Source organism: Sandaracinus amylolyticus, assembly GCF_000737325.1.
In the GTDB taxonomy this organism is placed as follows: Bacteria; Myxococcota_A; Polyangia; order Polyangiales; family Sandaracinaceae; genus Sandaracinus; species Sandaracinus amylolyticus.
In genome coordinates, this window is record NZ_CP011125.1 from 3,760,742 (window position 1) to 3,784,919 (window position 24,178).

The window sequence follows — 24,178 nt, forward strand, 5'->3', positions numbered from 1 at the left end:
CGAGAGCCGACCATGGACTTCGACTTCTCCTTGCCGACGAACCCGGCGCCGATGCTGCTGTGGATCGTCCTGCTGCCGCTGCTCGGCGCGATCATCAACGGCTTCTTCGGTCGCGGCGCGGCCAAGGGCCTGGTGAGCGGCGTCGCCGTCGGCACCGTCGCGACCTCGTTCCTGCTCGCGCTCTACTGCTTCACGATGCTCGTCCTCGCGGGCGAGGGTGAGCACGCGGGCAACACGGCGATCACGCTCGACCTCTACCGCTGGTTCTCGGTGACGGTCGGCGAGGACTCGGTGCCCGTGAACGTGCGGTTCACGATGGATCACCTGTCCGGGATCATGACCGTGATGGTCACGGGCATCGCGTCGCTCATCCATCTGTACTCGACCGAGTACATGGGCGACGACCCGTCGTACCCGAGGTTCATGACGTATCTGAACCTCTTCACGGCCTCGATGCTGATCCTCGTGCTCGGCTCGAACCTGCCGCTGATGTTCGTCGGCTGGGAAGGCGTCGGGCTCTGCTCGTACCTGCTGATCGGGTTCTGGTGGGAGAACCCGGCGTACGCGGCCGCGGGGCGCAAGGCGTTCGTCGTCAACCGCATCGGCGACTTCGGCGTGCTCATCGGCACGTTCCTGCTGCTCGGCTCGGCGCACACGTTCGAGTTCGCCGAGATCAACGCGGGCGTGATCGAGTACGGCCAGCGTCAGGTCGAGCTCGGCGGGTTCCCGATCGGGATCACGATCGCGGGCGCGGCGGCATTCTTCCTGTTCATCGGGTGCACCGGCAAGAGCGCGCAGCTGCCGCTCTACGTGTGGCTCCCCGACGCGATGGCCGGTCCGACGCCGGTCTCCGCGCTCATCCACGCCGCGACGATGGTCACCGCGGGCGTGTACCTGTGCTGCCGTCTCTCGCCCGTCTTCATGATGAGCGAGAACGTGATGGCGCTGATCGCCGTCACCGGCGCGCTCACTGCGCTGCTCGGCGCGTCGATCGGCGTCGTGCAGACGCAGATGAAGCGCATCCTCGCGTACTCCACCGTCAGCCAGCTGGGCTTCATGTTCGCGGCGGTCGGCATGGGCGCGTTCGCGGCCGGCATCTTCCACGTCTTCACGCACGCGTTCTTCAAGGCCTGCCTCTTCCTCGGCGCGGGCTCGGTGATGCACGCGATCCACGCGCACGGCGACGCGGACATCCGCTGGCTCGGCGGCATGAAGAAGTACATGCCGCGCACGCGCGCGACGTTCCTGATCTCGTGCCTCGCGATCGCGGGCTTCCCGCTGACGAGCGGCTTCTTCTCGAAGGACGAGATCCTCTTCGGCGCGCTCGAGGGCTCGGCGCACCTCGGGTGGGTCGGCTACGCGGTCTTCGTGATGCTCGCGGTCGCGGCGTTCCTGACCGCGTTCTACATGTTCCGCCTCTACTTCCTCACGTTCGAGGGAGAGTTCCGCGGCGGTCACGCGCCCGGCGATCACGGGCACGGGCACGGTGACGAGCACCACGCGGAGCCGCACGAGTCGGGCGACGCGGTGACGATCCCGCTGATGGTGCTCGCGGCCGGCGCGCTCATCGTCGGCTTCCTCGGGCTGCCGCACTGGCTCGGCGACGTCCTGCACGTGCACTGGAACCTCTGGTCGCCGTGGCTCACGGGGCACGAGGGCGAGCACGGCGCGGTCGCGGCGTTCGCGGCCGGTGCACACGAAGGCGGGCTGAGCCCGACGATGCTCGGCGTGATCGCGATGTCGGTCGGCACCGCGGTCGGTCTCGGCGGCATCGGGCTCGCGTACTCGTGGTTCGGCAAGGCCGACGCGATCGCGCCGGAGCGCGAGACGCTCATCGTGCGCATCGCGGTGATCGCGGGAGGCGTCATCGGCGTCGCGCTCTGTGTGCTGCTCGGCCTCGAGATCGCGCAGACGACCCACACCGCGGCGATCGTCGCGATGGTGCTCGGCCTGATCGTGCTCGGCGCGATGTCGCTCTTCGCGCTCTACGTCGGCGCGAACCCGCGCGTCGACACGTACCGCTGGGCGATGGACAAGTGGCGCGTCGACGAGCTCTACGGGAAGACCATCGTGGGGCCGCTCCGCGGCACCTCGGTCGTCTCGGCGAACATCGACCGCATCTTCGTCGACGGCCTGCTCACGTGGGTGCCGGCGCAGGCTGCGCGCGGGATCGGCTGGGTGCTCACGCGCGCCCAGAACGGCGTGATCTACGCGTACACGATCGGCCTCACGGTCGGCGCGGCCGGGCTGATCTGGTGGTTCACGTACCCGCACACGAGCCTCGTCGGCGAGGCGCAGGACGCGAACGTCGTCTGGACCGCGGATCGCGGCCCCGGGTACGAGTACCGCTGGGACTTCGACAGCGACGGCGACTGGGACACCGACTGGTCGACCGAGAGCACGGCGACGCACTCGTACGGCGGCGACGACGCGTTCTACGGCCTCGTCGCGGTGCTCGAGGCGGGCGCGCTCGACGTCGAGCCGATCGAGATCGAGCTCTCGGAGGAGCCCGCGAGCGTGCCGGTCGATCGACTGCCCGTCGAGTGGGCGCGCGCGCCCGGCGAGGGCGAGGACGCGCCGCGCGATCCCGCGCCGCCGACCGTGCGCCTCGAGGGCGGCCAGGTCGTGCTCGCCGCGAACGACGCGGTGGTGCGCGGCGGGACGCAAACCGACGAGGATCGCGAGGCGGGCACGTTCCGCCTCTCGCCCGGAGACACCGCGCGCATCGGGCTCGCGGGCCTCCGCATCGCCGTGCGAGCGCGCGCGACCGTCCAGGTGCGCAACGCGTTCGGCAACTTCACCCGCGCGCGCGAGGAGCTGACCCTCCGCGTGCCCCACACCGAGCTCGAGCCGATCGCGAGGACCGAGCGATGAGCCGCCTTCTCTCGCTACTGCTTCTGATCCCGCTCTTCGGAGCGCTCGTGATCGCGTTCATGCCGCGCCAGTGGCTGAACGGGATCCGCCGCGCGAGCATCTTCTTCATGCTCGTCGAGCTGTTCGTCTCGACGTGGCTGCTCGACGGCGACTACTCGACCGGCGCGTACCAGTTCGTCGAGCGTCAGGAGTGGATCCCGAGCTTCGGCATCCACTACGAGCTCGGCGTCGACGGCATCTCTCTGTGGCTGCTCCTGCTGACCACGTTGCTGACGCCGATCGCGCTCTGGGTCTCGTGGGGCTCGGTCTCGACGAAGATCAAGGAGTACGCGGTCAGCTTCCTGCTGCTCGAAGTGGGCATGATCGGCGCGTTCGTCGCGCTCGACCTGTTCCTCTTCTACGTGTTCTGGGAGCTGATGCTGATCCCGATGTACCTGATCATCGGGATCTGGGGCGGGAAGGACCGCATCTACGCCGCGGTCAAGTTCTTCCTCTACACGTTCGTCGGCTCGCTGCTGATGCTCGTCGCGATCCTCTACGTCGCGACGCGCTACCACCAGCTCGCGCTCGAGGCGGGGCTGCCCGCCGAGATGCAGTGGTCGTTCTCGCTCGAGCACCTGCGCCACGTGGTGCTGACGTTCGACGAGCAGATCTGGCTGTTCGCCGCGTTCGCGCTCGCGTTCGCGATCAAGGTCCCGATGTTCCCGCTCCACACCTGGCTGCCGGACGCGCACGTCCAGGCGCCGACGGGCGGCTCGGTGATCCTGGCGGCGGTGCTCCTGAAGCTCGGCGGCTACGGCTTCCTGCGCTTCGCGATGCCGCTCTTCCCGTACGCGTCGCACTGGGTCGGGCCGAGCCTCGCGGTGTTCGCGGTGATCGGCATCGTCTACGGCGCGATCTGCGCGTGGGTGCAGCGCGACGTGAAGAAGCTCGTCGCGTACTCCTCGGTGAGCCACCTCGGCTTCGTGATGCTCGGCATCTTCGCGATGACGACGGGCAGCGTGAGCGGCGCGGTGCTGCAGATGATCGCGCACGGCGTGTCGACCGGCGCGCTCTTCATCCTCGTCGGCGTCGTCTACGACCGTCGGCACACGCGCGACCTCGCCGACTTCGGCGGCCTCGCGAAGGTGATGCCCTGGTACGCGGTGTTCTTCGTGATCATCACGATGAGCTCGGTCGGTCTGCCCGGGACCAACGGCTTCATCGGCGAGTTCATGATCCTGAGCGGCACGTTCGTGTCGGATCAGCTCTCGGTCTGGGAGAAGCTCTTCGCGTTCTTCGCGGCGACCGGCGTGATCCTCGCGGCCGTCTACATGCTCCACGCGGTCCTCAAGATGTTCTGGGGCCCGGTGGACAAGAAGGACAACGAGGGCCTGCCCGACGTGAACCGTCGCGAGGTGATCGCGCTCGTGCCGCTCGTCATCGCGGTGTTCTGGATGGGCCTCTTCCCGAGCACGATGCTCGACTCGATCGAGCCGACCGTCGACCAGATGATCACGGAGTACAACGCGCGCTGGAACGCCGACTGGCGCGACGACTCGCCGCGCCTGATCCCGTTCCCCGAGCTCGCGCCGGCCGAAGGCGAGGGCGCGGAGGGCGAGGCTGCGCCCGAGGGTGAAGCGGCGGAAGCGCCGAGCGTCGACACCGTGCGTGTGGCCGCTGTCGGAGGTGCGCGATGATCGAGTTCTTCGGACCGGTGGTCCCGCTCCTGCCGCTGCTCTTCGTCGCGCTCGCAGGGCTCGCGCTCATGGTGGTCGACGCGTTCGTGAAGACGGGCGCGGAGCTCGCGATGGGCACCTTCGTGATCCTCGCGCTGGGCGCGGGGCTCGCGCTCGGCCTGTGGGACGTGCCGGTGACCGCGGAGAGCGCGGCGCTGCTCGGCCGCTGGGCGGCGGCGGACAAGCTCGCGCTCTTCATCGACGTCGCGGTGTGCGGCGGCGCGGCGCTCGCGGCGCTGCTCGCGGGCGGCTACCTGCGCGAGCACGGCCTCGAGCGCGGTGAGTTCTACGTCATCCTGATCTTCAGCACGTTCGGCGCGATGGCCCTCGGCCGCTCGAACGACGTGCTCACGCTCTTCGTCGCGCTCGAGACGCTCTCGCTCGGTGCGTACGGCATGGTGGCGTTCCGCCGCCAGAGCCCGCGCGCGGCCGAGGGCGCGATGAAGTACTTCCTGCTCGGCAGCTTCGCGTCGGCGATCCTGCTCTACGGCTCGGCGCTGATCTACGGCGCGACCGGGCACACCGACTTCCCGAGCATCGCGGCGGCGGTCGAGGCGGGCGACGCGGACCTGCCGCTGACGCTCGTGGCGATGGCGCTCCTGCTCGTCGGCCTCGCGTTCAAGGTGAGCGCGGTGCCGTTCCACATGTGGACGCCCGACGCGTACGAGGGCGCGGTCACCCCCGCGACGACGTTCATGGCGGTCGCGGTGAAGGCGGCGGTCGTGGGCGTGCTCATCCGCGTGTTCTTCGTCGCGTTCGGCGACGACATGCTCACCGCGGACGCGGCTGGCTGGCCGCCGGCGATCGCAGGCCTCGCGGCGATCACGATGATCGTCGGCAACCTCGCGGCGATCGTGCAGAAGAGCGTCAAGCGCATGCTCGCGTACTCGTCGATCGCGCACGCGGGGTACATCCTCGTCGGCGTCGCGGCGGCGGGCGTGACCGGCGAAGGCCGCGGCTGGGACGAGGGCGCGCTCTCGTCGGTCCTCTACTACGTGCTCGCGTACACCGTCTCGAACGTGCTCGCGTTCGGCTCGCTCATCTGGGCCGGCTCGCGCGGCAAGGAAGCGGTGAGCTACGAAGATCTCGCCGGGCTCGGCCGCCGTCATCCGATCGTCGCCGTGCCCTTCGTGCTCGGCGTGCTCTCGCTGATGGGCTTCCCGCCGACCGCGGGGTTCTTCGGCAAGTACTACGTGCTCCAGGCCGCCGTCGCCGCGGGTGGCGGCATGGTGTGGCTCGCGGTGCTCCTCGTGCTCACGAGCGCGATCGGCGCGTACTACTACCTGCGCGTCATCGTCTTCCTGTTCATGAAGCAGCCCGAGCCGGGCGCGCCCGTCGCGGTGCCGATGCGCTCGTGGTACGTCGCGGCGGCGCTCGTGCTCTCGGGGTACTTCGTGCTGCGCATGGGCATCGCGCCCGGCGCGTACCTGGACCTCGCGCTCCAGGCGGCGCAGAACCTCGGTTGATGACGAAGAAGATCGCGCTCGCGCTGCTGCTGTTCGCGTCGCTGGGCGGCTGCCAGTGCGGCGGCGAGCGCGAGCCCGAGGAGCCTTCGACCGAGACCGAGCCCTCGACCGGCTCGTACGGCGACACGCCGACCGGGATCGTCGAAGGCATCGTGCGCCTCGCGGATAGCACCGAGCTCCCGACGTACCCGCAGAACCCGCTGGTCGTGCCGGGGCGCACCGCGATCCCCGAGGGCTGCACGCCGCCGCGCGAGATCGATCGCACGCCGGTCGTGGTCGCCGACGAGACGGGCGGCCTCGCGGGGCTGTCGATCGTGGGCACCGGCACCGATGACGAGCGCTGGCCCACGCGCCCGCCGGTCACGCACGAGATCACGATCCGTGACTGCCGCATCCAGCCGTCGATCGTCGTGGCGACGCGCGGCGATCAGGTGCGGCTCTCGAACGACACCGACTATCCGTTCTTCCCCGAGCTCGGCGAGGGCGTGCTCCAGGCGCTCCTCCGCGCGGAGCCGCGGATGATCACGCTCGACCAAGGCGGCGTGCGGACCATCCAGTGCGGCTTCGCCGCGCCCTGCGGGCGCATGGAGCTCATCACGCTCTATCACCCGGTGCACACGGTCTCGCAGCCGAACGGCCGGTTCCGCCTCGAGATCCCGTCGGGCCAGGACGTGCGCATCACCGCGTGGCACCCGCTCTTCCACGAGGCGCACGTGACGACGCGCGTCGAGCCCGGCGAGACACGCCAGGTCGAGCTCACGATCCGCCCGTCGCCGATGGTCGCGCCGCCGACGGAGCCGCGCGGCGAGCCCGCGGACGTCGCACCGCAGCCGAACGTCCCGTTCTGAAGAAGCAGCGCGCGGGAAGCTCAGTCAGTCGGTCGCGCCGAGGCGCTTCGGGACCGACACGCGATCGCCGTCGCGCACCGCGACCACGTCGCCCTCGGGCCACACGCTCTTCGCCTCTTCGACGAAGGGCTTGGTCGACCCGTAGCGCTGCGAGAAGTGCGTGAGCACGAGCCGCCGCGCGCCCGCCTCGCGCGCGATGATGCCCGCCTGCTTCGCGGTGAGGTGCCCGTGCGCGCGCGCTTCGCGCTCCTCGCTCGAGAGATACGTGGACTCGCAGAGCACGAGGTCCGCGCCGCGCGCGAGCTCGATCGCCGAGTCGCACATGCGGGTGTCCATGATCATCGCGAAGCCCTGGCCGGGCTTGAACAGGCTCACGTCGTCGAGCTTCACGATGCGCCCGTCGATCTCGATCGAGCCGTCGCGGATGAGCTGCTTGATCGCGGGGCCCTTCACGCCCGCGGCGGCGAGCTTCTCGGGCAGCATCGTGCGCCCGTCGCGCTCCTGCAGGCGATACCCGAAGCACTCGACGCCGTGGTCGAGCCGACGCGCCGTGATCGTCAGCTTGTCGGTCTCGTGGATCACGCCCTCGCCGCGGATCGGACGCGGCGCGACCTTGCCGACCTCGTGATAGATCGACGCGTAGCGCATGCGCTCGTAGAAGACCTGCCCCGACGCCGGAAAGTGCACGTCGATCTCGTGCGGGACGCGATCGAGGCTGATGCGCTGGTGGAGCCCGGCGAGCCCGAGGCAGTGATCGCCGTGGAAGTGCGTGACGAGGATGCGCGTCACCTGCGTGACCGTCACCTCGGCGTAGATCATCTGCCGCTGCGTGCCCTCGCCGGGATCGAAGAGGAGCCCTTCCTCGTCCCAGCGGAGCAGGTAGCCGTTGTGGTTCCGATAGCGGGTCGGAACCTGGCTCGAGGTGCCGAGGACGATGAGCTCGCGGGCGGACATCGGGTGCTTCGCGGGGCGCCTTTGGTGACACCCGAGCGTCTCACGCGCAAGGACGCGGCGTGCTCCGCTTGACCGCTCCGGGAACACGCTCGAAGCTCTGCGCGTAGAACTCGGGCCTCGATCCGAGGCGGAGGCGCAGGGCGTCATGCAACAGAGCTTCGACGGTTACGCAGGTGGGTTCACGGCGGCGCAGGCGTCCGTCGAGGATCGCGCAGGGTTCATCTTCCGCACGTACGTGCACCTCGTCGGCGCGATCTTCGCGTTCGTGTTCCTCGAGGCCGCGCTGTTCATGACGGGCATCGCGCAGATGGTCTCGGAGACCATCCTGGGCACCGGCCGCTTCGGCTGGCTCGCGGTGCTCGGCGGCTTCATCGCGGTGAGCTGGATCGCCGACCGCTGGGCCCGCAGCGACGCCGGGCAGGCGATGCAGTACGCGGGGCTCGGCCTCTACGTCGTCGCGGAGGCAGTGATCTTCATGCCGCTTCTCTACATCGCGACGCTCATCGATCCCTCGGCGATCCCGACCGCGGGCCTCGTGACGCTCGTGCTCTTCGGCGGGCTCACCGGCATCGTGTTCCTCACGCGCCACGACTTCTCGTTCCTGCGCGGAATCCTCGGCGTCGCGGCGCTCGGCGCGTTCGGCGTGATCATCTGCAGCGCGCTCTTCGGGTTCACGCTCGGCGTGCTCTTCTCGGGCGCGATGGTCGTGCTCGCGGGCGGCTACATCCTCTACTACACGTCGAACGTGCTGCATCACTACCGCGTCGATCAGCACGTCGCGGCGGCGCTGGCGCTCTTCTCGTCGGTGGCGCTGCTCTTCTGGTACGTGCTCCGGATCTTCCTCGCCTCGCGGCGCTGATTCTCGCGGCGGCGTCACCCCACGACGGGCCTCGATCCGCACTGCGGATCGGGGCCCGTCGCGTTCCGTCGCGAGACGATTCGTGAACGACCCCCGTTGACGAATCGTTGGATTTGCAACGATGCTTCGCGCCCGTGAAGTGGCTTATCCTCTTGGCGTGCGTCGCGGTCGTCGGGTGTGGGAGCCCCTCGGGTGACCCACCCGACGCCAGCGTCGAGCGCGACGCCGGGCCCGTCGAGGTCGGCGACCCGCTCACCTGGGCGCTCGACGAGGCGGGCCCGTTCCGCGTCGGCTACCAGCGCTTCGAGCACACGTATCGTCCGGACGGCCTCGACGCCGACCGCACCATCGCGGTGCACGTCTGGTACCCCACGCTCGACACCAGCGGCGCGCCCGCGATGTACGGCGGCCTCGTGCGCGACCGCGACGTGCTCACCGACGCGACGCCCGCCGAGCCTGCGCACGCGTCGGGCCGCTACCCGGTGCACGTCTACTCGCACGGCCACCGCGGCTTCGCGGGGGTCAGCGCGTTCCTGCACCGTCGGCTCGCGTCGCACGGGTGGATCACGATCGCGCCCGATCACACCGGCAACACGCTGCTCGACAACGTCGATCCCCGGCCCGTCGCGCTCTACTACCTGCGCTCGCTCGACGTGCGCGCCGCGGTCGACGCGTTCGTCGCGCGCGACGAGCTCGACGCCGACACCGATCACCTGCTGCTCAGCGGGCACAGCTTCGGCACGCACACCGCGTGGGCGAGCGCGGGCGCGACGTTCGACGTCGATCGCATCGAGAGCGAGAGCTGCACGACCGAGACGCCGTGCACCGAGGAGCAGCTCGACGTGTTCCGCGCCGGCGTGCGCGACCCGCGCATCGTCGCCGCGGTGCCGATGGCGGGCATCGTGTCGAGCGACTGGTTCGGCGAGACCGGCCACACGACGGTCTCGATCCCGCTGCTCGCGATGACGGGCAGCGCCGACGCGAACACGATGTCGGGCGCCGAGGTGCAATTCGAGCGCGCGAGCGCGCTCGCGGACTTCACGTGGATCGACGTCGAGGGGGCGTGCCACGAGTTCTTCGGGCTCGGGTGCGACGATCCGGCGGGCGAGCAGGAGCGCGTCGTCGCGACGTACGTGCTCGCGCTCGGTCGACGTCACGTGCTCGGCGATCAGAGCGTCACGGCGGTGCTCGAGGGGACGAGCGCGGTGTCGGACCGCGTGACGCTGCGACGGGGGGAGTGACATGCAGCGCCTGGACTGGAGGAAGAGCGCGCTGGTCGCGCTCGCGGTGCTCGCGATGGGATGCGCAGGCGACGACGAGCTGGAGCCCGCGGGGCCCTCGCGCTCGTTCGTGCAGCCGTTCGACCCAGGGCCGCGCGTGATGCAGCGCCTCACGCGCGCGCAGTACGTCAACGCGGTGCGCGATCTCTTCGGCGAGGACGTCGTCGTGGTCGCGAGCGCGCTCGAGCCGGACGCGGTGCGCGACGGCTTCTTCGCGATCGGTGCGGCGCAGACGAGCGTCTCGTCGCGCGGCGTCGAGCAGTACGAGCGCGCTGCGTACCAGATCGCCTCGCAGGTCCTCGCGCCCGAGCGACGCGAGCGCATCGTGTCGTGCGCGCCGAGCGCGGCAGCCGACGAGACGTGCGCGCGCGAAGTGCTCGCACCGCTCGCGCAGCGCGCGTGGCGTCGTCCGGTGATCGACGAAGAGCTCACTGCGCTGGTCGGCGTCGCCGTCGAGGCCGCGACGGTGCTCGAGGACTTCCACGCCGGCCTCGAGTACGCGCTCGCGGCGATCCTCCAGTCGCCCGACTTCCTCTATCGACCGCAGACCGGCGTGATCGACGAGGGGGACCCGTCGCGCGGAACGCTCGACGCGTACGAGCTCGCGACACGCCTCTCGTTCTTCTTCTGGAACACGATCCCCGACGACGCGCTGCTCGCCGCCGCGCAGTCGGGCGCGCTCGACGATCCCGAAGGGCTCGACGCGGAGATCGATCGCCTGCTCGAGTCGCCGCGTGCGCGCGCGGGCATCCGCGCGTTCGCCGACGACTGGCTGCAGCTCGGCGCGCTCGAGGATCTCTCGAAGGACCCGATGGTGTTCACCGCAGCGAGCCCGGATCTCGGTCCCGCCGCGCGCGAAGGAACGCTCCGCACGATCGAGCACTTCGTCTTCGATCTCGACGGCGACTACCGCGACCTCATGACGACGCGCGAGACCTTCGTCGATCGTCGCCTCGCCGCGCTCTACGTGGTGCGCGCGCCGGCGAGCGAAGGCTTCGGCCTCGTCGAGCTCCCCGAGAGCTCGGCGCGTCGCGGCTTGCTCGGACAGGCGAGCATCCTCGCGATGTGGGCGCATCCGGTCTCGACCTCGCCCACGCTGCGCGGCCGCTTCGTCCGCGAGGCGCTGCTCTGTCAGCAGGTGCTGCCGCCGCCGGTCGGGGTGGACACCGCGATCCCCGAGCCTTCGGCCGACGCGCGCACGCTGCGCGAGCGCCTCGCCTCGCATCGCGAGAACGAGTTCTGCGCGGGCTGTCACGCGCAGCTCGATCCGATCGGCCTCGGCCTCGAGCAGTTCGACGGAGTCGGTCGCTTCCGCACGCGCGACGAGGACGTGCCGATCGACGCGAGCGGCGAGCTCGACGGAGTCGCCTTCGCCGATGCGTCGGAGCTCGCGCTCGCGCTGCGCGGCCATCCCGCGCTCGTGCCCTGCTTCGTCGATCGCATGATGACGTACGCGGGCGGCCACGTGCTCACCGATGGCGAGGACGCCGCGCACCAGGCGCTCACGATCGAGCTCGCGCGCGAGGGCTATCGCGTGCGCGGCCTGATGCGCGCGATCGCGCGCCACCCGTTCTTCCGTGGGGTCTCGATGGTCAGCGAGGAGGGCACGCCGTGACGCGCTTCCATCTCGATCGGCGCACGATGCTGAAGGGCATGCTCGGTGGCGCCGCGGTCTCGATCGCGCTGCCCACGCTCGATGCGTTCCTGAACGACTCGGGCACCGCGTACGCCGACTGCGGCACGCTCCCCGTGCGCTTCGGCTGGTGGTTCTTCGGCAACGGCGTGATCCCCGAGCTCTGGGTCCCGCAGGGCACCGGCCGCTCGTACGTGCTGCCCGAGCAGACCGCGCCGCTCGAGCCGCTGCGCGAGAAGCTCACGTTCGTCACCGGCACGCGCGTGATGACGCCCAACACGAACCCGCACGGCTCGGGGCCCGCGGGCCTCCTCGCGGGCGGCGACGTCGGCGGCGTGAACTTCGGCGAGTCGGTCTCGAGCTATCCCGGCCCGACGATCGATCAGATCGTCGCCGAGGCCGACGGCTTCCGCGGGGCGACGCGCTTCCGCTCGCTCGAGCTCGGCGTGCAGCGCTCCACCGTGAGCATCTCGCACAGCGGGCCCGACGCGCTGAACCCGCCCGAGTGCTCGCCCGCCGCGCTCTTCGAGCGCCTCTTCGGCGTCGGCTTCCGCGAGCCGGGCGAGATGACCGAGCCCGATCCGCGCCTCGCGCTCCGACGCAGCGTGCTCGACGCGGTCACCGGCCAAGCGCGCCGCCTGCAGTCGCGCGTCGGCGCGCGCGATCGCCGGCGCATCGAGGAGCACCTCGACGGCATCCGCGCGATCGAGACGCAGATCGCGCGCCTCCAGGAGGACCCTCCGAACCTCGCCGCGTGCATGCGCCCGACCGCGCCCGCGAGCGAGTTCCCCGACCTCGAAGGCCGCCCGCAGATGAGCGCGATCTCGCGCGTGATGAGCGACCTCTGCGCGATGGCGCTCGCGTGCGATCAGACCCGCGTCTTCAGCGTGATGTTCAGCCAGCCGGTGAACAACACGCTGTTCCTCGACACCACCGCGGGCCACCACCAGCTCACGCACGACGAGCCGGGCAACCCGCAGACCGAGGTCAACCGCGTCGTCACCTTCATCCACGAGGAGATGGCGTACTTCCTCTCGGCGCTCGATCGCATCGTCGAGGGCGACGGAACGCTCCTCGATCACTGCGCCGTGCTGTGCACGACCGACGTCTCGTTCGGGCGCACCCACTCGATCGAGAACTACCCGCTGATCATCGCGGGCAGCGCGTGCGGCGCGCTGCGCACCGGCATCCACCACGCCGCGCCCGGCGAGAACGCGACGAAGGTGAGCCTCTCGCTGATGCGCGCGGTCGGGCTCAACGCCGGCGAGTTCGGCTTCGGCGTGGGGCGCGCGACCGACGGGCTCTCGGAGATCGAGGTGTGAGCGTGCTGCGCGCGATCGTCATCCTCGGCGCGCTCGCGCTCGCATCGTGCGCGCCCGACGAGATGGAGCCCACCGGCCCGCGCGCGTGCGAGAGCGCGCTGCCCGAGCAGTCCGGCATCATCCGCTGGATGGCCTTCGAGGTCGCCGAGGACGGCGTCAGCGAGGGCTTCGATCTCGACGAGAGCTTCGGGCCTCCGCTCGAGGCGAGCGCGTGCCGCGCGCGCGACTTCGTCGACGACGAGGGCCGCGAGGGCATCGACAACCAGCTCACGCCGATCATCCCGGCGCTCGAGAACCAGGTGGGCGAGGGCACGCTCGACGCGCTCCTCCAGAGCTCGATCAGCAACGGTCAGCTCCTCATCGGGATCACGCTCGAGGGGCTCGACGATCCGCGGAACGACGACTGCGTGACCCTGGTCGTACGCACGCTCACCGGCGCGCCGCTGCTCGGCACCGACGGCCAGCTGCTCGACGGCCAGACGCTGCAGGTCTCGCCCGAGGCGCGCACCGCGCGCTACGAAGGCGCGGTGCTGCGTGACGGAGTGCTCGAGACGGGCCCGTTCGAGCTCGCGCTGCCGGTCTCGATCCTCGACGCGCGGTTCGTGCTCGACCTGCACGGCGCGCGCGTGCGCGTGCGCATCCACGAGGACGGCTCGATGAGCGGCGTCTTCGCGGGCGGGATCTCGAACGACCAGATGATCGAGATCGCGAGCGGGCTGAACATCCCCTCCGACCTGATGAGCACGGTCGCGACGTTCATCCGCCTGATCGCCGACCTCGCGCCGGTCGACGGCAAGTGCACGCAGTTCAGCGCGTCGATGGTGTTCGAGGCGGGGTTGGGCTTCGTCGACCCCCTGTGATTCGCGCCGCCTTCGCCGCTCACCCCGTTGGACTCGGTGCGTGCGCGTGGTATACCGCGCGCCGCTCTGGCGGGACCTCTCGCTGGGCCGGGGCGCCCCGAGGCGCTCCGTAACTACTCACATCTCCCCGAATCTACTCGGCTTTTCGAGTGGTCGTAACGGGACGGCCCGGTGCCCATCTCACGATGGGTCGCCGCCCCGGGGAGGTGGAGGAGCCAACCGGAGATCCACATGACCGACGTCCAGACCACCGAAGCGACCACTCAGGACTACGCGTCCGAGCTCCCCCTCAGCCTCCGCGCCCTGATCGATGCCGGCGTCCACTTCGGGCACCAGACCCGTCGTTGGAACCCGAAGATGCGCCCGTTCATCTTCGGCGCGCGCAACGGCATCCACATCATCGACCTCGACCAGACCGCGGTCCTCTTCAAGCGCGCCTACGACTTCGTCGTCGAGGCCGTCGGCCGTGGCGGCCACGTGCTCTTCGTCGGCACGAAGCGCCAGGCGGTCGAGACGGTGCAGGAGGAGGCGGCCCGCGCCGGTCAGTTCTTCGTCACCGGCCGCTGGCTGGGCGGCACGCTCACGAACTTCCGCACCGTGAAGGGCGCGATCGAGCGCCTCCGCGAGCTCGACCGGATGTTCGAGGACGGCACCGCCGAGAACTTCGTCAAGAAGGAGCAGATGAAGCTCAAGCGCGAGCAGGAGCGCCTCGAGAAGTTCATCGGCGGCATCAAGATGATGAACGCGCACCCGGCGGCGGTGTTCGTCATCGACCCGCACCACGAGCACATCGCGGTCAGCGAGGCTCGCAAGCTCAACATCCCGATCGTCGCGATCACCGACACGAACTGCGATCCCGACGTCATCGACTTCGTGATCCCCGGCAACGACGACGCGATCCGCAGCATCAAGCTGTTCACGTCGAAGATCGCCGACGCGTGCATCGAGGGCCAGCAGCGCCGCCGTGAGTTCCGCGGTGGTGAGGGCGGCCACGATCGCGGTGGCGAGGGCGGCGCGCGCGTCGAGGTCGAGTTCCAGCGCGGCGGCCGTCGCGGTGGTGGCGGCGACCGTCGTGGCCCGCGCGGTCCGCGCGGCGGCGGCGGCGGCGAGAGCTGAGCCCGAGCAGATTCGCACGGAAGATCGAGAGAGAGGTTAGAGACATGGCGAACGTCACCGCTCAGCAGGTGAAGGCGCTCCGCGATCGCACGGGCGCCGGCATGAACGACTGCCGCATGGCCCTCATCGAGGCCGACGGCAACGAAGAGAAGGCCGTCGAGATCATCCAGAAGAAGGGTCTCGCGAAGGCGGCCAAGAAGGCGGGCGCGATCGCGGCCGAGGGCCTGATCCACTCGTACATCCACTCGAACGCGCGCATCGGCGTGCTCGTCGAGGTGAACTGCCAGACCGACTTCGTGGCGCGCGGCGACGAGTTCAAGTCGTTCGTGAACGAGGTCGCGCTGCAGATCGCGTCGAGCTCGCCGCTCTACGTGCGCCGCGAGGAAGTGGCGCAGGCGGACCAGGACAAGCAGCTCGCGATCTTCCGCGGTCAGATGGAAGAGGAAGAGCAGAAGACCGGGAAGAAGCGCCCGGAGGCGGCGGTCGCGAAGATCCTCGAGGGCAAGCTGGACAAGTGGTTCAGCGAGGTGTGCCTCGACGAGCAGGAGCTCGTCACCCGCGAGGACAAGAAGACCGTGAAGGGCGTCGCCGAGGAGCTGACCGCCAAGATCGGCGAGAAGATCTCGGTGCGCCGCTTCGTGCGCTACGAGCTCGGCGAGGGCATCGAGAAGAAGGCGACGGACCTCGCCGCCGAGGTCGCGGAGCAGCTCAAGGGAATGAGCTGATCCGAGCTCGGGCCAGTCGCGTAGACCGAGGTGGCCTTCGCCGTTCGGACGACGAACGGTGAAGGCCATCGCGCGGCGTGAGACTCCTGCTCAGCGGCCGCCGGTCGCGAGCACCCCCCGGCGCGTACTCCGGTACGTGAGGAGGGAGCGCAGCGAGCGGTGGTCGAACAGCAGGCGTATCGCGCCGCGTCCTCCCCGGTGGATCTCCCTCTACAGGTGAAGAATGAGCGGTCTTCGTTACCGGCGCGTGATGCTGAAGCTCTCGGGTGAGGCCCTCGCGGGCTCCGAGGGCGGGTTCGGAATCGATCAGCCCACGCTGCAGGTCCTCGCGACGGAAGTCGCGGAGGCGCACGCGCTCGGCGCGGAGTGCGGCGTGGTGATCGGCGGCGGCAACATCTTCCGCGGCCTCAAGGGCAGCGCGCAGGGGATGGACCGCGCGACCGCCGACTACATGGGAATGCTCGCGACGGTGATCAACAGCCTCGCGCTGCAGGACACGCTCGAGCGCCTCAAGGTGCCGACGCGCGTGCTGAGCGCGCTGGAGATCCGCCAGGTCGCGGAGCCGTACATCCGCCGCCGCGCGATCCGCCACCTCGAGAAGGGGCGCGTCGTCATCTTCGCGGCGGGCACCGGCAACCCGTTCTTCTCGACCGATACCGCCGCTGCCCTGCGCAGCATGGAGATCGGCGCCGAGCTGCTATGCAAGGCGACGAAGGTCGAGGGCGTCTACGACAAGGACCCCGCGAAGCACGCGGACGCGGTGATGCTCCGTCGCCTCACGTACGATCGCTGCCTGAGCGATCGCATCGGCGTGATGGACTCGACCGCGATGGCGCTCGCGCGCGAGAACAAGCTCCCGATCCGCGTCTTCGCGCTGCTGAAGCGCGGCAACATCAAGCGCGTCCTGCTCGGCGAAGACGTCGGCACGCTGGTGACGGAGACCGGCCAGGAGTCGTAGACTCCACGCTCTTACGCGCTCGGAGGAGATTCGTCATGGGCATGATCGAGGACACGATGGAGGAGCTGCGCTCCAGCATCGCGAAGGCGCACGAAGCGCTGCGCCGCGAGCTGAGCCGCATCCGCACCGGCCGCGCCACCGCGGACCTGCTCGACTCGATCCGCGTCGACTATTACGGCACGCCGACGCCGCTCGCGCAGATGGCGAGCGTGTCGGTCCCGGAGCCGCGCATGCTCACGGTGAAGCCGTGGGATCGTTCGCAGCTGCGCCCGATCGAGAAGGCGATCGTGGACAGCCCGCTCGGGCTCACGCCGCAGAACGACGGCGAGATCATCCGCATCCCGATGCCGCCGCTGACCGAGCAGCGCCGCAAGGAGCTCGCGAAGCTCGCGCGTAGTCACCTCGAGGACGCGAAGATCGCGATCCGCAAGGCCCGCCACGAGTGCCGCGACATGCTCGCGCAGATCGAGAAGGACGGCGACGCGAGCGCGGACGAGGTCGATCGCGCGACGAAGTCGATGGAGGACGTCGTCAAGGACGGCACCGCCAAGGCCGACGAGATCGTCGCCGCGAAGGAGAAGGACATCCTCACGGTCTGAGCACCTCGACCGCGAGGATCCCGTACGAGGGCCGTCGGGCTTCGCGCTCGGCGGCCCTCGGTTTTTCGGCTCGCGTGAGCGAGAGGCGCGATGGCGAGAGATCGCACGACGACGCGGACGCTCTTCCTCGACGCGGACGGCGCGCCGAGGCTGTGCGCGCTCGAGCGGCGCGGGACGCGTCTTCGCGTGCGCGAGGGCGAGGTGGGCGCGACCCCTTCGGTGCACGAGCGAGAGCTGTCCACGTGGCGCGCGTGCGCGGCGGAGGTGAACCGGCTCGTCGATGCACGCGTCGCCGAGGGGTGGCGCGAGACGCGCGACGAGCACGAGCTCGGCGACGTCTGCCTCGTGCTGCTCCGACGCGGTGCGATCGTGTGCCCTGCGTGTCCCGCAAGGCTCGAAGCGCAGCGAATCGTCGGAGGGCCGAGCGCGACGTTCGACGTCGATGCGATCGACGAGAGCGAGCGTCTCGTCGCCCAGGTCTGGGTCGCGTGCGGCGTGTGCACGAGCGTCGTCGCGGTGCGGAGCGACGCGCGCGCGAACGTGGTGCACGGGCCCGATGACGTCGCGCGGGCGCGGCAGCTGCTCGAGTCGGCGATCGCGGGCGGTCGCGTGCGCGAAGCGATCGTCGAGCTCGGGGCGCGCGGAGTCTCCCCGCTGCTGCTCCGTGCGCCCGTCTGCTTCGAGCTCGTGCGGCCCATCCTGGTCGGCGCGCGATGCGAGCTCCTGTGCGACGTCGTCATCGCGCCGCGCGCCGAGCTGCCCTCGGGGCGCATCGTCCTCCGGCTCGGATGGCCGCGGCGAGGCGCTCGCAAGTTGCGCGCGGCGTCGCCCACCGGCGCGAACGGCGGCGCGCATCGACGTACGACCGACGAGCGCGGTCGCTTCGAGTACGTGATCGAGCGCGGCACCGAGCTCGACGTCGTCGCGAGCGAGGGCACGCAGCTCGTCGTCGCGGTGCCGCGCGCGCTCGAGCTGCCGGGGCTCGGCGAGCGGAGCTGGTCGCGCGTCGACGCGCTCCTCGCGGAGCCCGCTTTCCTCGCCCCGATCGCCTAGCCCTGCACGCGGCGCGAGAAGCGCAGCACCGCGCGGAACACGTCCTCGACGCTCTGCGCGTCGATCTGCAGCTCGTTCGCCCACTCGCGTCGCGCCGCGAGCACCTGCGCCTCGCGCGTCGGGTCGTGCACCGGCTTGCCATCGCGCGCTTTCGCGGCGCGCGCGCGACGGCTCAGCTCCGCGCGGCGCGCGAGCCGCTCGACGATCTCGCGATCGAGCTCGTCGATCAGATCACGCGCTTCGACGAGCTCGGCCGATTGCTCGACCGGCGACTCGGGGATCGCGAGCGTCGCGTCGCGCGTCGCGGGCGCGGCCTTCGCGATGCTCGCGTCGAGCGCGGTGAGCGCGTCGATCAAGCGGCGTCGCGCGTCCGTCGCGTACGGGTTCTCGGCCTGGATCGCCGCGAACAGATGACCCGCGTCGCCGCGCACCGACTCGATCGTCCGCGCCATCGCCTGGAACGACGGCGGCGCGTTGGGCACGCGCGGATCGACGCCTGCGTCGAGCATGCCCTTCGCGACGAAGAACGCGAGCGCGTGCGTGTCGGCCATCGCCTTGTCGTGCGCGTGCGCGTCCTGCTCGAGCGTCCAACATCCGACGCGCTCGTAGAGCGCGCGCGCCTGCGCCGCGGTGCCGGGGTGCATCGGGTTCGGGCAGATCACGACGCGCAGCGGGCGCTCCGCGTGCGCGAGCGAGACGGGACCGAAGAGCGGGTGCGTGCCGATCCACGGGATCTCGGTCCCGAAGATCTCGCGCATCGCCTCGATCGGGTGGACCTTCACGCTGCCCACGTCGAGCACGAGCTGCTCGGGCGTCACGTGCGGACGCAGCGCGCGCAGCACGTCGGGCATCACGCCGACCGGCACCGACACGATCACCGCGTCCGCGCCCTTCGCGGCCTCTTCGATCGACGACGCGCGACGCTCGGCGGGCATCTCGGCGTGCGGATCGTACGCGCGGACCTCGAAGCCCGACTCGACCATCAGATCCGAGAGCGCGCGGCCGAAGCGGCCGTGCCCGAGCATCGCGATCCTGCGCATGAGGGCGCGAATGATAGCGCCACCCCCGCGCGCTGCCCGTCGTGGCGCGCGCGCGTTCGAGTGGGTGGCTCCAGACGCACGAAGCCCGTCGATCGAACGTGTCGATCGACGGGCTCCCGCTGCGTCGTTCACCGCCGGCAGCGCGAAGCGGCCGGGGGTCGAGAGGGGGGCCTTCGCCCGACCGGGCACAGCCCCCCGGGGATCACGGCGCCGCGACGACCTGCGACGGGTACTGCCCCGCCTGCTCCGAGAAGCCGAGCGTGTAGCTCGCCCACGTGTCGCCGGTCGAGTAGCCGCCGACGTACACCTGGTACTGGCCGGGCGCCGCGTTCGCGATCTCGACGATCGGGTTCAGGCTGTTGCCGGGATCACCCGAGTCGTCGTTGCACACCACGGTGCCGTCGGGGCGACGAACCGCGAGCGTCGTGTCGGCCTCGGGGCCGCCGTTGACCAGCACGCGGAGCATCGGGATCGCCGCGCCCACCGTCACGGTGTGCTGCGCCGACGTCGGGAACTGACCGATGCAGTCGCCGCCGAGCGCCGAGCCCGCCTGCGGGCCGCCCGCGGTGCCGCGCAGTGTCGTCGCCGCGAAGCCGGGGCCGCTCAGGGTCACCGCCGCGCTCGCCGAGTCCGAGCCACCGCTGCACGCGGCCAGACCCACACATCCAAGAGCCATCACGACCGAACGGATCTTCATCATTCGCTTCCTCTCGTCTGCGACGCGGGTTGCCGCGCCGGGCTGCGTTTCGAGCAGCACGTGTGCCGCGGGCGAAGATACTCTTTTCGGGGCGATTCTTTCCCACTCGAATGACGTTTCGAGTGCGATCCCGTCCCGCCGCGCAAGCGTTGCTCGATCAGAAGGGCACGCCCAGGTGGGCGTAGAACTGGTCGATCCCGCCCTCACCGAGCCCTCGTGCATACCCGATTCGCAACGAGAATCCGAGGATGTAGAAGAGCGTGAAGTCGACGTGGAGCTCCGCGCCCACCCCCACGCGGAACCGGGAGAAGTCGATCTCCCCGAAGAACGCGTCGCCGGCGTCGGCGAACACCGTCGCCCAGAGCCGGTTCAAGTACACCGGCAGCGTGAGGATGCCGCGGTTGAACCGGTAGATCGGGAACCGGTACTCGAGCTGCGCGAGGTGGAACTGGCTGCCGACGCGATCGTTCGGCAGGTACCCGCGCAGCGCCGAGCCGCCGAGGATCACGGGGCTGTTGAACCCTTCGATCAGCGGCACCGTCGGGAACCCGCCGACCCCGAAGATCCCGAGGCGATCGAGATCGCCGCCGCTGATCCCGCCCGCGTAGCGGAACGCGAGCACGTGGTGCTCGAGCCACGGCATCGGCAGGTAGCGCGTGAACGACCACGTCAGCGTCAGCACGCGGAACTGGCTGCCGATCGCGGGATCCGACACCGACGCGCCGATGCCGAGCGCTTGCCCGTTCGACGGGCTGATGTCGTAGCCGTAGCGCTCGACGTCGCTGTACGACCAACCGAAGCGCAGCGTGGAGAAGAAGCCGGTCTCGGGCAGGAGCGGCGGCGGGAAGTTGGGATCGAGCGGCTCCGTGGTGAACGGCGCGCCGGCCTCGGTCCACGTCAGCGCGTACGACGTCGAGATCGTGTTGCCGCGGAACGCGCGCGGGAACGAGTACGCGACGCCGACGTCGCCGCCCCACGCGTCCTGGATCCACGGCACGTCCTCGCCGCCGATCTGCAGGCCTCCGACGCGCGTCACGCGACGGAACCCGCGCACGCTGATCGAGAGCGGCAGGCGGTTGTACGAGTACCCCGCGTCGATCGACATGTTGCCGCGCTCGAGCCCGAAGCCGATGCGCGCGCTCCACGAGTGGAACGCCGCGACGTCCTCGCCCGCGATCGTGATGCCGAGCGTCGTGCCGAACGAGTCGGGCGTGAGATCGAGGAAGTACGAGCGCGGGTAGAGCGTGGGCAGCGCGTCGTAGTCCTCGCTCTCCGCGGTCCAGATCGGCGCGGTGTCGCTCGCGATCGGGCGCGTGTCGATGTACGGGGGCGCCTCGCGGAAGCCGGTGAGCTCGGTGTCGATCGCGAACAGATCGAAGCCGTACGACGTGTAGCCGACGTACGTGATGCGACGGCCATCGCCCGCGATCGCCGGCTGATACGCGCCGGCGATCACGTTCGTCAGCTGCCGCAGCGATCCGCTCGCGAGCTCGTACGCGTAGAGGTTCGCGATGCCGGTGCGATCCGACGAGAACACGACGCGCGTTCCGTCCGGCGAGAACGTGGGCCCGGTGTCGGACGCGCGATCGTGCGTGAGGTCCTCGATGCGCCCGGTCGCGACGTCGACGAGCACCACGTCGCGATACCCGCCGTCGCGCCACGTCGACGCGACCACCAGGCGTCCGTCGGGCGAGAAGCGCGGCGTGTACCACTGCTGGAAGCGCGCTCCCGGCGTCAGCTCGCGCATCGTGCCGGTCACGTCCGCGAGCTCCGCGATCATCAGCCGCGTCGTGCCCGCGCGCGACATCGTGAAGACCACGTACCGACCGTCGGGCGAGAGGTCGGGCTCGCGCGCGCGCAATCCGTCGGTGAGGCGCGTCTCCTCGCCGGTCTCGAGATCGCGGCGGACGAGATCGGAGAAGAAGTAGATGTCGCGGTGCGCGTCGGATCGCGAGAACACGATCGTGCGCCCATCGGGATGCACCGCGGCTTCACCGCCCGCGTTCACGCGCGCGAGCACGTCGCGCCGCTCTCCTGTGATCGGATCGACGATCACGATCTCGCCGCGCGATCGGTTGTCGGCGCGCAGGTACATCAAGCGCCCGTCGCGCAGGTAGCGTGGTGCGCGCGCGATCTCGCCGTGCGTCGTGAGGCGCGTGCCCTCGCGACGACCGAGCGCGTCGACCTCGCGCTGCTGCTCGCGATAGTGCGCGCGACGCTCGTCGAGGAACCCGTCCCACAGCTCGATGAACGTCGAGCCCGTCGCGCGCTGCGCGACGCGGTTGATCCCGTACGGGATCACCGATGCGCCGTACTCGTGTGCGATGGTCGCGAGCGCGACGCGCCCGTGCCGCTCCGCGATGTAGCGGACGAAGAAGGATCCGTAGAGATACGCAGCGTTCCCGTGAGGCCAGCGATCCGCGCTCGAGCTGACCTGATCGAGGTCCCAGAAGCGGTCCTCGAGCGCATCCATCCGCAGGTACATGTCCCACTGCGAGCTGCGCAGGCGTCCGCCCGACGTGTGCTCGGTCTCCTCGTGCACCGCGAGGCCCTCGAGGAACCACCGCGGCTGCACGTGGTTCGGCATGTAGACCTTGCCGAGCAGCAGGTTGATGAACGACGGCAGGCCGCTCGCGTTGTCGAGGTGGAGGATGTGCGTGTGCTCGTGCGTGACGAGCGTCGTCAGCCAGTCGTCGTAGTCGGCGAGCGGTGAGAGATCGTCGGGCGCCTCCGCGAACAGGCGGATGGTGTCGTAGGGCAGGGCGGTCGCAGATCCGTTCGCCGCGTCGGCGTCGTCGGTGATGACGATCTGCACGCGCTCGCGCGGAGCGAACGCCAGCACCGTCGAGAGCGTCGAGTGCGCGCGCTCGGCGACCGCCGCGACGCGACGCGCGAGGTACCCGAGCGGCTCGTGGTAGTGGATGACGAAGTGCGGTGTGCGGATCGTCCGCCAGTCGAGGAACGGATCGCGCAGCTGCGCGCGCGTCGCGGTCGGGGTGGCCGAGATCGCCACCATCAGCGCTGCTCCCAGCGCGGCGACGAGCGCTGGGAACCCAGCGAGACACCGCCGGTTTCGCGTGGTGCGACGTCCGATGCGGTGGGTCACCGCGGGGCAGCGTTCCGTGCGTCCGCAGCCCCGGTCAAGACGGTTCGCCTCGTCCTTGACCTCCAAAGCGCGAAAGTCATAGGCTATTTCGAGCGATGGAGCCCCCCGTTCCGAAGGTGACGCCGCCTCCTCCGACGAGGCCAGCGAAGCAGTACGCGCTGCGCTTCATCTCGGGGAAGTACCAGGGGGGCGAGTTCCCCCTCCCGAACAACAAGGAGATCGTCGTCGGGCGCTCGAGCGAGCTGGACATGGTCCTCGTGGAGGACATGGTCTCGCGCCGCCACGCGAAGCTGACCGTCACCGGCGATCAGATCTTCATCCAGGACCTCGGCTCGACCAACGGCACCTTCGTCAACGGCGAGAAGATCAAGCGCGCGCGCCTGCAGGAGGGCGACCGCATCCTGATCGGCACGTCGATCATCAAGCTCGTCGCGAGCGACAGCGCGGCCTCCGGTGACGCGAAGGCGAAGCTCGAGGACGTCGCCGCGGGACGTCGCACCTCGCAGGTGCGCACGATGTCGGGCTCGATCGCGGAGATCCCGCTGCCCGACCTCATGCAGCTCTTCAGCGCGAGCAAGAAGAGCGGCGTGCTCGTGATCCGCACCGACGCGGACGTCGGCAAGATCTTCATCGACAACGGCCGCGTGATCTTCGCGGTCGTGAACGAGCACTACGACGTCGCGCCGCTCAAGAGCCTCTTCCGCATCCTCACGTGGCAGACCGGCTCGTTCGACATGGATCCGCCCGAGGCACGCGAGTTCCTCGAGAAGATCGAGATGTCGACCGAGGGCATCCTCATGGAGGCGATGCGGCAGATCGACGAGATCCGCCGCCTCGGCACCGACATGCCGACGCTCCAGTCGAGCGTGCTCCTCGCGATGCCGATGATCCCGCCGCTGCGCGATCTCTCGCCCGAAGAGCTCGACGTCCTGCAGCTCGCTTACAACTACGGGCACGTCGAGACGGTGCTCAACAAGAGCCTCGCGAGCGACCTCGACACGTCGCAGATCCTCGTGAAGTTGATCAAGAGCGGCTACCTGCGCGTGGAGTGAACGTCACGCCGATCCACC

At 70.0% G+C, this 24,178-nt stretch carries 19 protein-coding genes; 15 read left to right on the forward strand and 4 right to left on the reverse strand.

What is annotated here, in order from left to right:
• Positions 1 to 12 precede the first annotated feature (12 nt).
• From nuoL to DB32_RS16015, 4 genes are read left to right on the forward strand one after another with little or no spacing between them, the layout of a single operon-like run.
• Positions 13 to 2,874: an NADH-quinone oxidoreductase subunit L gene (gene nuoL, locus DB32_RS16000; protein WP_053233333.1), complete on the forward strand. Its 2,862-nt coding sequence runs from the start codon at positions 13 to 15 to the stop codon at positions 2,872 to 2,874.
• Positions 2,871 to 4,553, forward strand: a complete 1,683-nt coding sequence (locus DB32_RS16005) for a complex I subunit 4 family protein (protein WP_075097533.1) — start codon at positions 2,871 to 2,873, stop codon at positions 4,551 to 4,553. Before nuoL ends, DB32_RS16005 begins: the two co-directional genes overlap by 4 nt.
• Positions 4,550 to 6,058, forward strand: a complete 1,509-nt coding sequence (locus tag DB32_RS16010) for an NADH-quinone oxidoreductase subunit N (protein ID WP_053233334.1) — start codon at positions 4,550 to 4,552, stop codon at positions 6,056 to 6,058. Before DB32_RS16005 ends, DB32_RS16010 begins: the two co-directional genes overlap by 4 nt.
• Entirely contained in the window at positions 6,058 to 6,906 is an 849-nt protein-coding gene (locus DB32_RS16015; RefSeq protein WP_053233335.1) for a hypothetical protein, read from the forward strand. The genes DB32_RS16010 and DB32_RS16015 overlap by 1 nt, the downstream gene beginning before the upstream one ends.
• A gap of 24 nt (positions 6,907 to 6,930) precedes the next feature.
• Here the strand turns inward: DB32_RS16015 and DB32_RS16020 are convergent, their stop codons facing one another.
• Complete coding sequence (locus DB32_RS16020; RefSeq protein WP_053233336.1) at positions 6,931 to 7,860, reverse strand: ribonuclease Z; 930 nt, start codon at positions 7,858 to 7,860, stop codon at positions 6,931 to 6,933.
• A 145-nt stretch (positions 7,861 to 8,005) separates the two neighbouring features.
• Between DB32_RS16020 and DB32_RS16025 the strand changes: the two genes are divergently transcribed.
• The 10 genes from DB32_RS16025 (at position 8,006) to DB32_RS16070 (ending at position 18,265) form a co-directional block, all read left to right on the forward strand.
• Positions 8,006 to 8,719 (forward strand): Bax inhibitor-1/YccA family protein, encoded by a 714-nt coding sequence (locus DB32_RS16025; protein ID WP_053233337.1) that lies wholly within the window; start codon positions 8,006 to 8,008, stop codon positions 8,717 to 8,719.
• Positions 8,720 to 8,853: 134 nt separating this feature from the next.
• Positions 8,854 to 9,960, forward strand: a complete 1,107-nt coding sequence (locus tag DB32_RS16030) for an alpha/beta hydrolase family protein (RefSeq protein WP_157069085.1) — start codon at positions 8,854 to 8,856, stop codon at positions 9,958 to 9,960.
• Position 9,961: 1 nt separating this feature from the next.
• On the forward strand, positions 9,962 to 11,614 hold the full coding sequence (locus tag DB32_RS16035) for a DUF1592 domain-containing protein (protein ID WP_053233339.1): 1,653 nt from the start codon (positions 9,962 to 9,964) through the stop codon (positions 11,612 to 11,614).
• A complete protein-coding gene (locus tag DB32_RS16040; RefSeq protein WP_053233340.1) occupies positions 11,611 to 12,954 on the forward strand; it encodes a DUF1552 domain-containing protein in 1,344 nt (447 codons plus the stop codon). Before DB32_RS16035 ends, DB32_RS16040 begins: the two co-directional genes overlap by 4 nt.
• Positions 12,951 to 13,814: a hypothetical protein gene (locus DB32_RS16045; protein WP_053233341.1), complete on the forward strand. Its 864-nt coding sequence runs from the start codon at positions 12,951 to 12,953 to the stop codon at positions 13,812 to 13,814. Before DB32_RS16040 ends, DB32_RS16045 begins: the two co-directional genes overlap by 4 nt.
• Positions 13,815 to 14,045: 231 nt before the next feature.
• Positions 14,046 to 14,930, forward strand: coding sequence for a 30S ribosomal protein S2 (gene rpsB, locus DB32_RS16050; RefSeq protein WP_075097534.1), 885 nt, complete (start codon positions 14,046 to 14,048; stop codon positions 14,928 to 14,930).
• Positions 14,931 to 14,974: 44 nt separating this feature from the next.
• The gene (gene tsf / locus DB32_RS16055; RefSeq protein ID WP_053233342.1) at positions 14,975 to 15,655 is read left to right on the forward strand and encodes a translation elongation factor Ts; all 681 of its coding nucleotides are present in this window, start codon (positions 14,975 to 14,977) and stop codon (positions 15,653 to 15,655) included.
• A gap of 223 nt (positions 15,656 to 15,878) precedes the next feature.
• Positions 15,879 to 16,613, forward strand: a complete 735-nt coding sequence (pyrH, locus tag DB32_RS16060; protein WP_053233343.1) for a UMP kinase — start codon at positions 15,879 to 15,881, stop codon at positions 16,611 to 16,613.
• 41 nt (positions 16,614 to 16,654) lie between these two features.
• On the forward strand, positions 16,655 to 17,212 hold the full coding sequence (gene frr, locus DB32_RS16065; RefSeq protein ID WP_053238829.1) for a ribosome recycling factor: 558 nt from the start codon (positions 16,655 to 16,657) through the stop codon (positions 17,210 to 17,212).
• Positions 17,213 to 17,302: 90 nt separating this feature from the next.
• Positions 17,303 to 18,265: a hypothetical protein gene (locus DB32_RS16070; RefSeq protein ID WP_053233344.1), complete on the forward strand. Its 963-nt coding sequence runs from the start codon at positions 17,303 to 17,305 to the stop codon at positions 18,263 to 18,265.
• Here the strand turns inward: DB32_RS16070 and DB32_RS16075 are convergent.
• The 3 genes from DB32_RS16075 to DB32_RS16085 form a co-directional block, all read right to left on the reverse strand.
• Positions 18,262 to 19,305, reverse strand: a complete 1,044-nt coding sequence (locus DB32_RS16075) for a prephenate dehydrogenase/arogenate dehydrogenase family protein (RefSeq protein ID WP_053233345.1) — start codon at positions 19,303 to 19,305, stop codon at positions 18,262 to 18,264. The genes DB32_RS16070 and DB32_RS16075 overlap by 4 nt on opposite strands.
• Before the next feature lie 202 nt (positions 19,306 to 19,507).
• Positions 19,508 to 20,002 carry a hypothetical protein gene (locus DB32_RS16080; protein WP_169791461.1) on the reverse strand — a complete coding sequence of 165 codons (495 nt, stop codon included), beginning with the start codon at positions 20,000 to 20,002 and terminating at the stop codon, positions 19,508 to 19,510.
• 157 nt (positions 20,003 to 20,159) lie between these two features.
• Complete coding sequence (locus DB32_RS16085; protein ID WP_053233347.1) at positions 20,160 to 23,018, reverse strand: DPP IV N-terminal domain-containing protein; 2,859 nt, start codon at positions 23,016 to 23,018, stop codon at positions 20,160 to 20,162.
• Between the two features lie 185 nt (positions 23,019 to 23,203).
• Here DB32_RS16085 and DB32_RS16090 point away from each other — a divergent pair, with 185 nt between their 5' ends.
• Positions 23,204 to 24,160, forward strand: coding sequence for a DUF4388 domain-containing protein (locus DB32_RS16090; protein ID WP_053233348.1), 957 nt, complete (start codon positions 23,204 to 23,206; stop codon positions 24,158 to 24,160).
• Positions 24,161 to 24,178 lie beyond the last annotated feature (18 nt).

Bases quoted from the DNA above. Each gene is read 5' to 3' on its own strand.
- DB32_RS16075 (WP_053233345.1), bottom strand. From the start codon at position 19,305: ATGCGCAGGATCGCGATGCTCGGGCACGGCCGCTTCGGCCGCGCGCTC.
- DB32_RS16005 (WP_075097533.1), top strand. From the start codon at position 2,871: ATGAGCCGCCTTCTCTCGCTACTGCTTCTGATCCCGCTCTTCGGAGCG.
- DB32_RS16035 (WP_053233339.1), top strand. From the start codon at position 9,962: ATGCAGCGCCTGGACTGGAGGAAGAGCGCGCTGGTCGCGCTCGCGGTG.
- frr (WP_053238829.1), top strand. From the start codon at position 16,655: ATGATCGAGGACACGATGGAGGAGCTGCGCTCCAGCATCGCGAAGGCG.
- rpsB (WP_075097534.1), top strand. From the start codon at position 14,046: ATGACCGACGTCCAGACCACCGAAGCGACCACTCAGGACTACGCGTCC.
- DB32_RS16020 (WP_053233336.1), bottom strand. From the start codon at position 7,860: ATGTCCGCCCGCGAGCTCATCGTCCTCGGCACCTCGAGCCAGGTTCCG.
- DB32_RS16010 (WP_053233334.1), top strand. From the start codon at position 4,550: ATGATCGAGTTCTTCGGACCGGTGGTCCCGCTCCTGCCGCTGCTCTTC.
- DB32_RS16085 (WP_053233347.1), bottom strand. From the start codon at position 23,018: ATGGTGGCGATCTCGGCCACCCCGACCGCGACGCGCGCGCAGCTGCGC.
- DB32_RS16025 (WP_053233337.1), top strand. From the start codon at position 8,006: ATGCAACAGAGCTTCGACGGTTACGCAGGTGGGTTCACGGCGGCGCAG.
- tsf (WP_053233342.1), top strand. From the start codon at position 14,975: ATGGCGAACGTCACCGCTCAGCAGGTGAAGGCGCTCCGCGATCGCACG.
- DB32_RS16090 (WP_053233348.1), top strand. From the start codon at position 23,204: ATGGAGCCCCCCGTTCCGAAGGTGACGCCGCCTCCTCCGACGAGGCCA.
- DB32_RS16015 (WP_053233335.1), top strand. From the start codon at position 6,058: ATGACGAAGAAGATCGCGCTCGCGCTGCTGCTGTTCGCGTCGCTGGGC.
- nuoL (WP_053233333.1), top strand. From the start codon at position 13: ATGGACTTCGACTTCTCCTTGCCGACGAACCCGGCGCCGATGCTGCTG.
- DB32_RS16080 (WP_169791461.1), bottom strand. From the start codon at position 20,002: ATGAAGATCCGTTCGGTCGTGATGGCTCTTGGATGTGTGGGTCTGGCC.
- pyrH (WP_053233343.1), top strand. From the start codon at position 15,879: ATGAGCGGTCTTCGTTACCGGCGCGTGATGCTGAAGCTCTCGGGTGAG.
- DB32_RS16070 (WP_053233344.1), top strand. From the start codon at position 17,303: ATGGCGAGAGATCGCACGACGACGCGGACGCTCTTCCTCGACGCGGAC.